Origin of the sequence: uncultured Shewanella sp. (genome assembly GCF_947491715.1) — a bacterium.
In the GTDB taxonomy this organism is placed as follows: Bacteria; Pseudomonadota; Gammaproteobacteria; order Enterobacterales; family Shewanellaceae; genus Shewanella.
On record NZ_CANLKR010000032.1, the window covers coordinates 1 to 13,551 of the forward strand.

Annotated in this window: 11 protein-coding genes; 5 read left to right on the top strand and 6 right to left on the bottom strand. The window is 38.7% G+C overall.

Annotated elements, in window-relative coordinates:
- Positions 1-201, top strand: a 201-nt coding sequence (locus Q0779_RS18105; protein WP_298774767.1) for a hypothetical protein, incomplete at its 5' end; no start/stop codon positions are given.
- Positions 202-2,149: 1,948 nt separating this feature from the next.
- Here the strand turns inward: Q0779_RS18105 and Q0779_RS18110 are convergent.
- From Q0779_RS18110 to Q0779_RS18120, 3 genes are all read right to left on the bottom strand, one after another.
- A complete protein-coding gene (locus Q0779_RS18110) occupies positions 2,150-3,247 on the bottom strand; it encodes a GTP-binding protein (RefSeq protein WP_298774768.1) in 1,098 nt (365 codons plus the stop codon).
- A 66-nt stretch (positions 3,248-3,313) separates the two neighbouring features.
- Positions 3,314-4,630, bottom strand: a complete 1,317-nt coding sequence (locus tag Q0779_RS18115; protein ID WP_298774769.1) for a DEAD/DEAH box helicase — start codon at positions 4,628-4,630, stop codon at positions 3,314-3,316.
- A 118-nt stretch (positions 4,631-4,748) separates the two neighbouring features.
- On the bottom strand, positions 4,749-5,174 hold the full coding sequence (locus Q0779_RS18120) for an OsmC family protein (protein ID WP_298774771.1): 426 nt from the start codon (positions 5,172-5,174) through the stop codon (positions 4,749-4,751).
- 189 nt (positions 5,175-5,363) lie between these two features.
- Between Q0779_RS18120 and Q0779_RS18125 the strand changes: the two genes are divergently transcribed.
- The 3 genes from Q0779_RS18125 (at position 5,364) to Q0779_RS18135 (ending at position 9,430) form a co-directional block, all read left to right on the top strand.
- Entirely contained in the window at positions 5,364-5,804 is a 441-nt protein-coding gene (locus Q0779_RS18125) for a thioesterase family protein (protein WP_298774773.1), read from the top strand.
- 395 nt (positions 5,805-6,199) lie between these two features.
- A complete protein-coding gene (locus tag Q0779_RS18130) occupies positions 6,200-7,744 on the top strand; it encodes a PAS domain-containing methyl-accepting chemotaxis protein (RefSeq protein WP_298774775.1) in 1,545 nt (514 codons plus the stop codon).
- Between the two features lie 330 nt (positions 7,745-8,074).
- A complete protein-coding gene (locus Q0779_RS18135; protein ID WP_298774777.1) occupies positions 8,075-9,430 on the top strand; it encodes a YjiH family protein in 1,356 nt (451 codons plus the stop codon).
- A 69-nt stretch (positions 9,431-9,499) separates the two neighbouring features.
- Here Q0779_RS18135 and Q0779_RS18140 read toward each other — a convergent pair whose 3' ends face one another.
- Together Q0779_RS18140 and ltaE are read right to left on the bottom strand one after the other, a co-directional pair.
- Positions 9,500-10,858, bottom strand: a complete 1,359-nt coding sequence (locus tag Q0779_RS18140; RefSeq protein ID WP_298774779.1) for an NCS2 family permease — start codon at positions 10,856-10,858, stop codon at positions 9,500-9,502.
- A 304-nt stretch (positions 10,859-11,162) separates the two neighbouring features.
- The gene (gene ltaE, locus Q0779_RS18145; RefSeq protein WP_298774781.1) at positions 11,163-12,173 is read right to left on the bottom strand and encodes a low-specificity L-threonine aldolase; all 1,011 of its coding nucleotides are present in this window, start codon (positions 12,171-12,173) and stop codon (positions 11,163-11,165) included.
- Between the two features lie 338 nt (positions 12,174-12,511).
- On the opposite strand from ltaE, the gene Q0779_RS18150 reads away from it, so the two are divergent.
- A complete protein-coding gene (locus Q0779_RS18150) occupies positions 12,512-13,099 on the top strand; it encodes a GNAT family N-acetyltransferase (protein WP_298774782.1) in 588 nt (195 codons plus the stop codon).
- On the opposite strand, the gene Q0779_RS18155 is transcribed toward Q0779_RS18150, so the two are convergent.
- Positions 13,079-13,501: a PACE efflux transporter gene (locus tag Q0779_RS18155; RefSeq protein ID WP_298774784.1), complete on the bottom strand. Its 423-nt coding sequence runs from the start codon at positions 13,499-13,501 to the stop codon at positions 13,079-13,081. The two genes, Q0779_RS18150 and Q0779_RS18155, sit on opposite strands and share 21 nt — an antisense overlap.
- Positions 13,502-13,551: the final 50 nt, after the last annotated feature.

Below are 13,551 nucleotides of genomic sequence, written 5' to 3' on the forward strand. Positions count from 1 at the left end.
ACTATCATCCCTGACAGCCTGACTCATCTGCAAAGTACTTCCTGTACTCTTTATAAGCATTCAACTTCCAATATTGAACCACTAGCTGAGCCACTAGCCATCCTTGCCCGTTATTTCCCTATGCCATTGTCCATCCTTTCACGCACTATCATCCCTGAAAGCCTGACTCATCTGCAAAGTACTTCCTGTACTCTTTTATAGGCACTCAACTTATAGGCACTCAACTTATAGGCACTCAACTTCCAATATTGAGCCACTAGCTGAGCCACTAGCCATCCTTGTCAGTTATTTCCCTATGCTATTGTCCATCCTTTGACGTACTATCATCCCTGAAAGCCTGACTCATCGGCAAAGTACTTCCTGTACTCTGTATAGGCACTCAACTTATAGGCACTCAACTTCCAATATTGAGCCACTAGCTGAGCCACTAGCCATCCTTGCCAGTTATTTCCCTATGCCATTGTCCATCCTTTGACGCACTATCATCCCTGACAGTCTGACTCATCTGCAAAGTACTTCCTGTACTGTTCTCTCTCCTGCATAATTGATACAGTAACTTCCTTGAACTTAACCTCTAACAATCCTTATCTGCATTGTATAAACGACTATAGCGCCTCCTTGCACCACTTCCTTGTATTACACTTTCCTTTTAAAATATGAGAATGAGTGACTTCCATGTCAACTGCTAGCATATCCTATGCCCAATTCTCATCTTGCTTCCTTGCTTGCCTATATAAGTCGAAGACACCTAAAGTGTTTCATTGATAATCATTTAAATGAATAACATCCTTATCTCAGATTAAACACTTCCTGTGTTTAACCTTCATTTAAAACAACATTTTTATCACTTATAAATGGCTGGCACTCCTTGTGCCCATTGCTAAGAGAGTTAGTGATATCCTTATCACTCATTACGCTCATCCTAAGCACGACTCTCTTCGATGCTTCCTTGCTGGTGACTTACACTTCCTGTGTTTCATTTTTCAGCGAAGATGAGTAACATACTTGTTAACTGCTAGCACATCCTGTGCCCTCATCCTTAGCATCCTTGCTTTTACTGCTCCTTGTTTTTACCAATCAATATACGATTGGACTTTCAACAAAAAGTGTTGAAAAATGATAAAAACTATCAAATATCATCGAAAACAATTAATTTTAGTTATCAAATAAAAGCTAAAGACCACTTCTATTTCATTCTCTTTATTCGCTGGTTTAAAAAACCTTCGCTGCTTTCGATAGGGTTATTTTAGGTTTTCTATGAATAAAAAACACCGACGCTATTAAATCCCTTCTAAGTATCAACATATAAAAGATAGAGCAACACCAAATAAGACATTGATTTAAAGTAACTTTTAAAGCATCCGTCGTGATTGCCTCAACGAAAAAAGACCTATATCCCACAGCTTTGTAGGATATGTCTTACATTGCGAATAGCATTTACAACAAATAAGCCCCACAAGAAGAACAGTAAACAAACAAAATTTCATTTTTGATTAAAAATAAAACAAAAAAACATATTAAAATAACTTTTGCTATACAAAAGTATTAGATTAATTATGCTAAACCCACGCACAGTTAAAAATAAAAGGATTTTTGAATGAAAAAGAATATATACCCGTGATACTTGAAGATGCAGGATTCAGCTGGAATTAAAAGCCTTTTAGGCAAGGTCATTAATTGCTCCTGCATAAATGACATTTCCATCATCCTTGATGGTCAGCTTGAACAGCGTGCCTAGTCATTCTAAGCTGATGTTCAATAACGCAGTATAAAAGGCTTTTAAACCAGCCCTTTGGGAGTCTGTAAAATCACCTACTTCTGCGTTGTATCACCTTAAAAGGCAATAAGCATTCTTGCAATAATACGCCTTGAATTAGGCACTTTTACAGGCTCTGAAAACATGCATCTTCAAGTATCACGGGTATAACTAGCTTATTCACACTCCTTGAGCTCTGCGCTGTAATGGCTCAAAAAGCGAATAACCTACCTGAATTCAGGTTAATCAATATAAAGTTAAGAAGGATAAAAGCGAACAGGACAATCAATAATACTGACAAGCCATGAAAATCCCTTTCTTAGGTTTCCCTTAGAATAAATGATAAAAAGTTAAAACAGGGATAGAGAGCCTCTAATACAAATAAACCTAAGCTCACTTTAATAAAGTGAACAATTGTAATTCAAGTTCAGCAACAACACTCTCTTTTCGAGTGATAATTTCAATTCTTGAGTCCATGACTTCATCAAATTCACTTAACTCCAGTTCACCTTCTATCCAATTGATACCAACTATCCCTTCATCAGTAATCAATATCGCTTTAACTCTCACAGCCTCTATGCTATTGATAAATTTTAGCAAAAGGCTCAAATCGAATTCATATCGTGGAACAAACACCCAAGCATAAGAATAATGCGCTTCAGCGAAGTGAGACTTACTCCATATACCTCGATGATCAAATACAATATTCTTCGCATCATCAATTTCATCAAAAACTGGAAACTGATAATGTGGAATAGCTCGAGACAATAGTGAGCTAGACTGAGATCCTAATGTCAGTTTCGATGCTATAGGCTTAACCTGACTTGTAGAAGGTGAGCGCTGCTCAGTAACATAATGACAAACATTGTCCATTAGCACTAAAAGCTGAGCCGTTTCAATATCAGACTCCTCAGGCACTTTAGATGAAACTCGTAAACACTGACTCTGTTTCAATTGCTTTTCTTGCAAAAAAAGCATCAAATTGACAAATTCATCATGACGATATTCATCTGACTTACTAGCCAAAATGATATCTGCAACAGTCAATTGCTGTAAAAAAGTCTCATTGCTTCTATAGCAAGTATCAGCCACTTTACGCGCATCCACTAAGGTAATACATGCTTGCATTGCGATCACATGTTTAAAGTGCGGCTCTGTGAGTACTTTTAATATGGCAGCAGGATGACCCAGTCCAGTAGGCTCTATAATTAACCTATCAGGTTTTGCTTTTGCAATTAATTGAGTAATGGCCACTTGCATGGGTACGCCTGCAGCGCAGCACATACAACCTCCCGCCACTTCTCGAATATGGATATCTTGCTGCTCCTTAGCCAGTAAAGCACTATCGATACCGACATCACCAAATTCATTGACTAAAACGGCCCACTTTTCCTCTTTAGGCTTCACTAAGAAAAGCGCTTTAATAAGCGATGTTTTTCCCACGCCCAGAAAACCCGTTATGATATTTGTTGGTATCGCTGTTTGGATCATATCAATATACCTTAAGATAATCATTCGATGAAAAAGTTAACATCTACAAGCGTAAAATTAATGAAATTAACCTTTAATCTTAGGTTTCAGCCCTTTTCGCTGAGCTCTTCCTTTACTTTTATTCATTTTCCCCCGTTTGTCAGCTGAAGATTTATAAGTTGAAGAGCGGTATTTTTTGGGCTTTTTAAGTGCCGAATTCTCTCTATAACGAGCAGGTAAAGGCGTGCCAAGTTCATAACCTGGTAGAGTCACTTTCGGTAATGACTGTAAAATAATAGCTTCAATATCCGCTATCATAGCGTCATCTTGGGGAGAGACAAATGAAATCGCTCTCCCTTTCTGGCCTGCTCGTCCTGTTCTGCCTATTCGATGAATATAATCTTGAGGATCCTCTGGTAATTCAACATTAATCACCAGAGGCAAAGACACGATATCTAAGCCACGAGCAGCGACATCGGTCGCCACCATGACACGTAATAAACCTGCTTTAAACTCTTCTAAAACACGATTTCGTGCACCTTGTGTTTTATCACCATGAAAGACGCCATTTTTTATTCCATCAAGCGTTAACTCTCGACATAAATTGTCTGCGCTTTCTTTCGTACTGACAAAGACCAGGACTTGCTGCCAATTATTGCGTCCGACTAATTCTGAGAGTAATTCCGTTTTTCGGCGCTTATCCACTAAATAAACTTCCTGACTTATATGGTCACCCGTTGGCTGACTGGCCACATTGATCCAATGGGGCTTGGATAGCATTTTTCCCGCTAATTGTTTCACCTCATCATTATAAGTAGCCGAAAAGAATAACGTTTGATGCTGAGGCACCAACAATGTCTTAATCTTTTCAATATCACGAACAAACCCCATATCCAGCATACGATCGGCTTCATCAACGACAAGATGAGCCACCTCAGAGAGATCAACATGCTGCTGGCCAATATGATCAAATAAACGCCCAGGTGTCGCCACTAAAAAATCCACTCCTGACTGCAAAGCTTTACGTTGAGGATTCATATTCGCACCACCATATACTGCGATAGCATTAAAAGGCAAAAATTGACTATATTTAACAATACTTTGGCTGACTTGAATCGCAAGTTCTCGAGTGGGTGTGAGTACTAACACCTTAACCCGTGGCTGGTAAGTCAATGTATTATCATTAGCAGATACATTATCGAATGTCGATTTAATCAAGAGTTGAAGTAAGGGCAGAGTAAAGGCAGCTGTTTTGCCTGTCCCTGTTTGGGCGCACGCCATGACATCATCACCCAATAATGCTAATGGGATCACCTCTGACTGGACCTGTGTTAATGCTTGGTAACCGCACTGAGAAACAGCATCGACAATTCTTGGATCTAAGCTGAGGCTAGAAAATTTCATGATAAACTCATAGGGGGTTGTTAGGAGATAATAAAGGTATCAAGTTTACCAAGAAGCCCCAGCTTTTAATAGCCAAAGCATTCTTCCCCCCCCTATTTATTGCATTTTATGGTCCGTATTATGCCGCGCTATGACTGACTAATGTCGGATTCAATAAATTATCGTGTATTGGACAGCGATGACAAACAAGATCTAAAAAAGCTTGTTTTTCTGATTGGGTTAAATCAGCATCAATATCGGCTTGAATATCTATCGAATCAAACCCCACTGGAGTGTCGACTTCCTTTCCAAGTAAACCATCAGTATTAATGCTTGCCGTCACTTTCACATCAATTCCGTGCAATACTATACCTTTATCTCTCGCCACCATCTTAGCAATCGTTGAAATACAACCTCCAAGTGAAAAAATAAACATTTCAAGTGGCGTCGCACCAGCATCGGTTGCAGAGGGTTGATCAATCACTAAAGCGTGATCTCTAATACTGGCACTGACTTTCCAATCAGCTGCCATTTGAGTATTCACCACTATTGTTTTATTGGGCATACTATTGTCGTCCATTTAAAAGGCATTAAACTAACACTATTAATACCACAATTAAACTAAAGGTATAGATATAAATAAAAACCAAGCTTAACCTAAAAAATTCACCTTCGTGCTAGAATACTGAGATAGGTCCACACTATATCCATGCTCATCCAAAGTGCATGCATATATTCAACTAACAAGCTAACTATGGCAATCAAGACCAAATTTGACCAATCAAAAATATTTCACTTTTCTATGCAAATCTATTATGAGGATACTGATTTCTCAGGAGTCGTTTACCATCCTAATTTTTTGAAGTATTTTGAACGAGCAAGAGAGCACGTTATCGGCCCAAGTACGCTGTCCCAATTATGGAAACAACACCAACTCGGTTTTGCTGTCTATCGAAGCGATATGACCTGCTTTGAAGGCATTGAGTTTTCAGATGTCATTGATGTTCGCACTCAATTTTACTTTGAAAGCCAATACCGAACAGTATGGCACCAAGAAATTTGGCGAGCAAATAGTATACGAGCGGCAGTCAAAGCCGATATTGAAATGGTGAGTATGGATAAGTCGCGTCAATTAGTGCCTATGCCAGCGGAAGTGATTATTCAATTAGGACAAGATCCCGATTTATTACTGTAACCCTTTCCACTTTTTAACCATTAAGCAGACAGGATAAAGGCATTCTGTCGCTTTTTTCGCTTTCCGCTAATAAAATCCAGTCGGTTATTTAAACAAAACTTTTATCTGTTAAGACTTCAGTCACCCAATGATCCAACCGCCTGTATGCTTCGACATTAGCAGCATGCTACTAAAGCAATAAAACCGCTAATAGTCAAAAATAAAAAATTAAAATACAATAAAGCCAATTGATTAGCTTAAAAACCTTATTGAACCCTTATATTATTTAAGGGTATAGTAACGTTAACCTTTAAATAACAATAAACATAAAATTAGCGTAAAAACATCACATATAAGTCCCCTTGACTTTCCTTTGGAAATGAGGTGCTCCATACGCTGATATATGGAATAAACGAATGAGTAAAACCTTCTCCACAGGCATGAGTCAAGAACGAAAATTATCACTTTCTGATGAGTTGATTTCAACCACTGACAAAAATGGAATGATCACTTACGTCAATCAAAAATTCATCGATATTTCTGGTTTTAGTCAAGATGAACTGCTCGGCCAAAACCACAGTATTGTTCGCCATCCTGATATGCCCAGTGCAGCATTTAAAGAAATGTGGCATAAGCTAAAATCAGGGCAATCATGGAGAGGTATTGTCAAAAATAGGTGTAAAAACGGACAATTTTATTGGGTTGATGCTTTTGTTACTCCGCTGATCGAGAATGGAGAAATCATTGGCTATCAGTCAGTGCGTATTGCCCCCAAGAGTCAATTTATTAAAAATGCCGAAAAAATTTATTTGAAACTAAACCAAAAAAAATCCGTTTCAGATCCTATCAGTTTAACGCAAAAACGCATTCTATCGGCTTTTAGTGCCACGATTGGTTTGCTCATCGCAGGCTATATTTGGGGTTGGGGGGTGATCTTAGCGGGGATTTTATTAATGGGGATTAATTTAGCTATTTTTTACGATGAAGCCTTTCGCATTCCAGCTAAGCTTATGACAATGAAGCATAACTATGACTCAATTAGTCGCTTTATTTATTGTGGCCGAGACAGTTCATCTTTACTCGATTTTCAACTCATGATGAAAGACGCTAAACTTCAAGGCGTATTAGGCCGATCTCGAGATCATGCCCAGCATATTGAAAATATTTCACAAAAGCTGATCACATCAACCCAACAAACCCATTCAAATCTCGATTTGGAAAACCAACAAATAGAACAAATTGCCAGTGCAATGGAAGAAATGGGCGCCTCTATTAGTGAAGTGGCCAATAATGCCCAATCCACATCACTTAACATTGATGAAACCTGCCAACTTTGCTTAGATAGCCGCGATACCATGCAAGAAAATAGTACCAGTATTGATGCATTAACAGCATCAGTCGTTGAAGCTGCCGCAAATGCACATCAATTAAATAAAGAAGCAGAATATGTTGCCAGTGCAATGACTGAAATTGACGCTATCGCCGAACAAACCAATCTGCTTGCTCTAAATGCTGCAATTGAAGCAGCAAGGGCAGGTGAACAAGGTCGTGGTTTCGCCGTTGTCGCAGATGAAGTCAGAGCACTATCGAGTCGCACCCAAGAATCAACCAATAGCATATCCAAAAGTGTTGATAAAATGTTCAGCATGCTAAGTCGTTGGGCAAAACAAATGGATCAAAGTCAGTCCCAAGCAGAGCAATGTGCATTAGACACCCAAAAATCAGCCACTAAAGTCGATACCATTTATCAATCCATGAATCATATTCACGATCTCGCTCAGCAAAATGCGGTTGCAGCAGAGCAACAAAAGCAAGTCATTGGTGAAATAAACACAAATATCACTCAGATCAGTCAAGCTGGATTTGAAAACCTCAATGCTGTCAATATGGTCGAGTCATCCGTACTTGAACTTAAAGTGAATGCTGAAAAAGCAAAGTCATTAAGAAAAACATTTAGTTAACACATAAAAAAAACAAAAAACGTTTTGAATAATTATTCAAAACGTTTTTTGTTTAAAATAAAGCAAGTTGCATCCATATAATAATTCACTTTTATTTCATAAAGTTAAGAAACACTTTCAGTATAAAAAACGCCTTCCATTTCATAAACTAAAGTAATAAGCAAATATAATCACTTTATTTAAAAATATAATTATTTTACATGAGATGAATTTGACGGTAGAGTTGCCCACTTATTTTTTAAAATTGCGATAACGATTCTAAATGTTTGACTAATGTCTAAACATGACACCAATACATGCCGAAAATTCTCGCTATATGGGGTATAAAAAATGTCTACCAAAAAAACCCACAATTTAAAAACAATCCTTACTTTTCTTATTCCATCTTTAATTGGCTTATTATTGTTCATGACTCCCGTCAGTTATAATGATGCCATTACAATACCTATTGCTATTTTTGCGAAAGGACTTGAAAGCCTTCTTGACAGCGTGTTGACATCCATTATTACGGGGATCGTTATTTTTACTGGCGTCATGTCACTTTTTACCAAGATTGCTCGCCCCCAGTGGATCATAAAAAATACATTCTTGCATTCTCTATTTAATATTAGCCCTGCATGGTTAGTGATCCGTTTACTGGGCACAGGCTTTATTATTCTCACTTTTTTCCAATTTGGTCCCGAAGCTATTCGCTCTGAGAACACAGGCGCACTGGTATTAAATGATTTATTACCCATTCTCCTATGTGTGTTCTTATTTGCAGGTCTATTGTTACCTTTATTGCTTAATTTCGGCCTACTCGAATTATTTGGTAGCTTACTCACTAAAGTGATGCGCCCTATTTTTAACTTGCCAGGCAGAAGTGCCATTGATTGTATGGCCTCATGGTTGGGTGACGGCAGCGTGGGGATCCTGCTGACAGCAAAACAATATGAATCCGGTTTTTACACCCAAAGAGAAGCCGCGATTATCGGTACAACCTTCTCTGCCGTTTCCATCACTTTTGCTTTAGTGATTATTTCACAAGTACAACTCGAACATCTCTTTGTGCCTTTTTATCTCACCGTTTGTTTTGCGGGGATCATGGCCGCAGTAATCGTACCTAAACTTCCCCCTTTATCTTGGAAAAAAGACACTTATGTCGATGGAACGCCGCGACATCCGGATGATGAAGTCATTCCAGCCGATCATAGCGCCTTTTCTTGGGGGATACATTTAGCCCTCAAAAAAGCAGAAAAGTCAGTAGGCTTTAAACAAACCTTTATTGATGGGCTCAAAAATGCTATCGATATGATTTTTGGTATTATCCCTGTGATTATGGGCATGGGAACCATTGCCCTTATTTTGGCAGAATACACCTCGATTTTTGATTATTTAGGCATGCCTTTTATTCCATTATTAGAACTTTTGCATGTCCCTGAAGCCACAGAAGCCTCGAGAACCATAGTGGTTGGTTTCGCCGATATGTTTATTCCTTCCATTCTAGCTGGCAGTATCGAATCTGACATGACACGCTTTATTATTGCCGCCATGTCAGTCACGCAGCTTATTTATATGAGTGAAGTCGGCGCCTTGCTCATCGGTAGCCGGATTCCCATCAATATTCTTGAACTCTTTGCTGTTTTCATATTAAGAACTTTAGTCACATTACCCATTATCGCTGGTATTGCTCATTTGATTTTCTAAACCATATTAGAAAGTTACCCATAAAAAAGGAGCGGCGATTGCCGCTCCTTTTTTATCACATTGGCATCACTAAATCGCCCAACCACCGAGATAGAAAATCACTAAACCTAAAGTAATAATGATCACTCCAGGTTTTAGTAAACGCCACTCTCCACTACACAAGCGCCCTATCACTAAAGTGACAAACCCCAGCATAATACCTGTGACAATGTTGCAACTTAATATGATAAACACAGCACACGTCAAGCCGGCCATTGCATCCACTTTATCGCTAAAATCAAGCTTAGTGACATTGGATAACATTAATAAACCCACATACATTAATGCTGGGGCTGTCGCGTAAGCAGGCACTAAATAACTTAATGGTGCAAGAAACACCATCAACAAAAACAATAACCCAACTATTGTCGCCGTCAACCCAGTTTTACCGCCTGCAGCAGTCCCAGCAGCGGACTCAATATAAACCGCTGCTGGCGCCCCACCAACCGCCCCCGCAAACATACTGCTTACCGAATCAGAGGTTAATGCCTTAGCCGCACCTTTAATATCATCCTTTTCGTCCAATAAATCTGCTTGTCCCGCCACAGCTCTAATCGTTCCTGTCGCATCAAAAATTGCCGTCATCACTAATGCCAACACTATAGGTAATACCACAGGATTAATGGCACCAATAATATCCATTTGTCCCATCAAAGAATGCTCGGAGTTAAAATCCGGCATAGCCAATAAGCCTTGATAGTGCACTTTAGGATCAAAAATAAGGCCGAAAATAGATGAAACAATCACAACAATTAAAATACCACCCGGCACTCCTCTACGCTCAAGGCCAATCGTGGCAGCCAACCCGATAATGGTTAATATAACAGGTAAGCTATTAATATCACCTAAAGCAACAGGTAACCCTGTATCATTCGCCACAATAAGCTGTACACTATTAGTCGCGATGAGAAGTAAAAATAATCCAATACCAATACCCGTTCCATGCGCAATCCCTTTGGGCAGATTACTCAGTACCCACTGGCGGGCGCCAGTAATACTGGCTAAAGTAAATACCACGCCCATTAAAAAAATCGCCCCTAAAGTCACAGGAATAGCAATCCCTTGACCTAGCACCATACTAAAAGCAGTAAAAGCCGTTAATGAAATAGCGCAACCAATTGCCATAGGTAAATTAGCCCACAAGCCCATCAATAGAGAACCAAAAGCCGCAATTAAGCAAGTTGCAATAAATACCGCTGCAGGATCAAAGCCTGCACTGCCAAGCATATTAGGCACAACAATCACAGAGTAAACCATAGCCAGAAACGTCGTCAGCCCTGCTATCATTTCTTGACGTACAGTACTGCCTCGATCACTTATCTTAAAATAACGATCTAACAATGTCCCTAATGGCGCTGTGCTCGTAGTTAGCGTCTGCTCAGACTTCATAGTGATTATAACCTTAGATTTGATAGTATTTAATAGGAAGGAGACCAATACATATAATGGCTAAATTTAACAAACAACCCGCACTAACTAGTTGTAAGTTATGATGATATCAGCAATATACACATAGAGCTGACAGTTTAAAATCCGCTAGTTTACAGGATCTTATTAATGTTAAATAGGTGTGTTAGGCTTTCTATTAACCTTCAAATCAAAAAACAGAAATTTCTATTTAAAGCCTATTAATGCCACATCAAAACAAGCTAAATTTGTCATTCAACTTGTTTTGATTAAATTCAATAGGCTATTATTTTATTAGGCTTTTAAGAGTAGTAATAAAAAATTTAATATCGTTACGGCTCACATCCCGATGCAGTACCAACCTTAACGTAGTATTTTCAGTGACTAAAATACCCTTTTCTTTAAGCTGAGTCACCAATGTGTTCACATCAAGCTCCCCAAGTACCTTAGCAAATACCATATTAGTTTGAACCAATGACAAATCCACTTCAAATGCTTCTATTTGAGCAAGCTCATTGGCAAGATAGGCGGCATTCTCATGATCCTCAGCCAATCTCTCCACTTGTTCAGTAATAGCAAGCTGCGCAGCGGCAGCGATAATCCCCGCTTGGCGCATTCCACCACCAAGCATTTTTCTCCAACGACGGGCTTTCTTAATAAGAAAGGGATCGCCTAATAAAATGGATCCAACAGGGGCACACAAACCTTTGGATAAACAGATAGAAACCGAGTCAAAATACTGGGTAATATCACTGATCTCAATACCTTGGCCCACAGCTGCATTTGCGACTCGAGCACCATCAAGATGAATTTTTAACCCATGATTAAACGCAAGTGTTTGTGCGCTTGCCAAATACGATTGTGGCAAAATTTTTCCGCCAATCGTATTTTCAAGACTCAGTAGGCGTGTTTGAGCAAAGTGCACATCATCGGGTTTAATCGCCGCTTCAATATCAGAGAGTAATAAGCTCCCATCAGCTTGATTCATCAAGGGCTGAGGCTGAATACTCCCTAATACCGCAGCTCCCCCACCTTCAAACTTATAATTATGCGCTTGTTGTCCACACAAATATTCATCACCTCTCTCACAGTGTGACATTAAGGCCAATAAATTCGCTTGGGTACCAGAGGCAGTAAATAATGCAGCATCAAAACCAAAACGCTCCGCAGACATGGCTTCCAACGCATTAACAGTGGGATCATCACCATACACATCATCTCCTACCTCTGCATTCGCCATTGCCGAGCGCATGGACTTTGTTGGTCTTGTTACTGTATCACTGCGAAAATCGATCATTTTAACCTCATTAAAAATTATCTCAATTACATAATAAAATACAGGGTATTGCAAAAAACAAAACGGTAAATCAGTTTAAGCTCCTCAATAGATCCGGTTTTAGCCGCAACAACACTAACAAAGCATAAAATAAAGCCAACACGATGCACTAATGAAATCAAAATGATATTAAACAGTTAAAATATGAGACCTATTAAGTAAAAAGTGATTTTATAAACATCATCTTAATACCCATATATTCTCATCCATGATATTCAATAGAGTCAACACTCAGCATCATGTTTTTTTGGAAACAAAAAATATGCATTCAGTCAATAATAATACCTAAAGGAGTGTCAATGCAGCAAAAGTACGCTCAAACACAAGAGACTATTTCACCCTGGAATACAGCAAGTAAAACACGCGATGATCTAACTCCATTTGCTGCTGACAATATCGACTCCCAGATCCAATTAAGGCCGATTCAACTAAGTGACGCCCCCAGAGTCAAAGACTTAATGACAATGGCAATTAGTCGACCATTATCTATCGCCCCTATTCATAAAATAAATGAAGCACAAGATTTTATATTAGGTAAAAACTCTAATCAAAATATAAGATTAGGAATTTCACATTCTCGACATGGTTTAATAGGTGGGATCAGTTATGGCTTTGAAAAAGCAACACCCAATCAAAACTACGTCTTATTCAGTTATTGGTTAGGTGAAGCCTATCAACGGCAAGGACATACCTTTAATGCATTAACTCTACTGTTTAATCATCTAAGATCCCAAGGAAACACTGACTTTCTAGCCAAAGTGTATCCCTCTAATACCCCATCACAGCACTTGCTTAAAAAATTGGGATTTCAGTACAATGAAATTTCCACCAGCAAAGATCCTTCAACTTTTATTCATTTCACTCGTTTAGGTCCTCAAATCCCTTGACCTTATATATTTAGCTTTAACGATGTCATATACCCAGTTAAAAACGATAGCGTACACAAAGAAAAATGCAAAAAATGCCGCTTCTAGCAAAAAAGCCGACATCAAACTTATTGATAAAACAAATGCCACAACAGGTAAAGTGAATACAATTAAGCCTATTTCAAAACAGCAAGAATGAAAAATACGTAAATAAAGTGTTCGGCTTAATCTGTCATAACCAAATTTCCAATCAAATATAAGGTTATAAATATAATTCCAGATCACAGCAAATAGGCTCAAGCCCACCATCACCATGGACAAGGTCATACTACCTTCATCCGTCATTAAATAAGAGGCCGGTATCAAAATCAGTAAGGCAATACATTCAAATAAAACAGCATGAAAAATTCGACTCTTTATCATTTCAATAACGCTCTTTTGCCTAACAAGTTGCCATCATTATCCAACAGGAA

What these genes read in the sequence shown, in the direction of transcription:
- ltaE (WP_298774781.1), bottom strand. Translation starts at nt 12,173, where the DNA reads ATGATCGATTTTCGCAGTGATACAGTAACAAGACCAACAAAGTCCATG.
- Q0779_RS18125 (WP_298774773.1), top strand. Translation starts at nt 5,364, where the DNA reads ATGGCAATCAAGACCAAATTTGACCAATCAAAAATATTTCACTTTTCT.
- Q0779_RS18155 (WP_298774784.1), bottom strand. Translation starts at nt 13,501, where the DNA reads ATGATAAAGAGTCGAATTTTTCATGCTGTTTTATTTGAATGTATTGCC.
- Q0779_RS18110 (WP_298774768.1), bottom strand. Translation starts at nt 3,247, where the DNA reads ATGATCCAAACAGCGATACCAACAAATATCATAACGGGTTTTCTGGGC.
- Q0779_RS18135 (WP_298774777.1), top strand. Translation starts at nt 8,075, where the DNA reads ATGTCTACCAAAAAAACCCACAATTTAAAAACAATCCTTACTTTTCTT.
- Q0779_RS18115 (WP_298774769.1), bottom strand. Translation starts at nt 4,630, where the DNA reads ATGAAATTTTCTAGCCTCAGCTTAGATCCAAGAATTGTCGATGCTGTT.
- Q0779_RS18130 (WP_298774775.1), top strand. Translation starts at nt 6,200, where the DNA reads ATGAGTAAAACCTTCTCCACAGGCATGAGTCAAGAACGAAAATTATCA.
- Q0779_RS18140 (WP_298774779.1), bottom strand. Translation starts at nt 10,858, where the DNA reads ATGAAGTCTGAGCAGACGCTAACTACGAGCACAGCGCCATTAGGGACA.
- Q0779_RS18150 (WP_298774782.1), top strand. Translation starts at nt 12,512, where the DNA reads ATGCAGCAAAAGTACGCTCAAACACAAGAGACTATTTCACCCTGGAAT.
- Q0779_RS18120 (WP_298774771.1), bottom strand. Translation starts at nt 5,174, where the DNA reads ATGCCCAATAAAACAATAGTGGTGAATACTCAAATGGCAGCTGATTGG.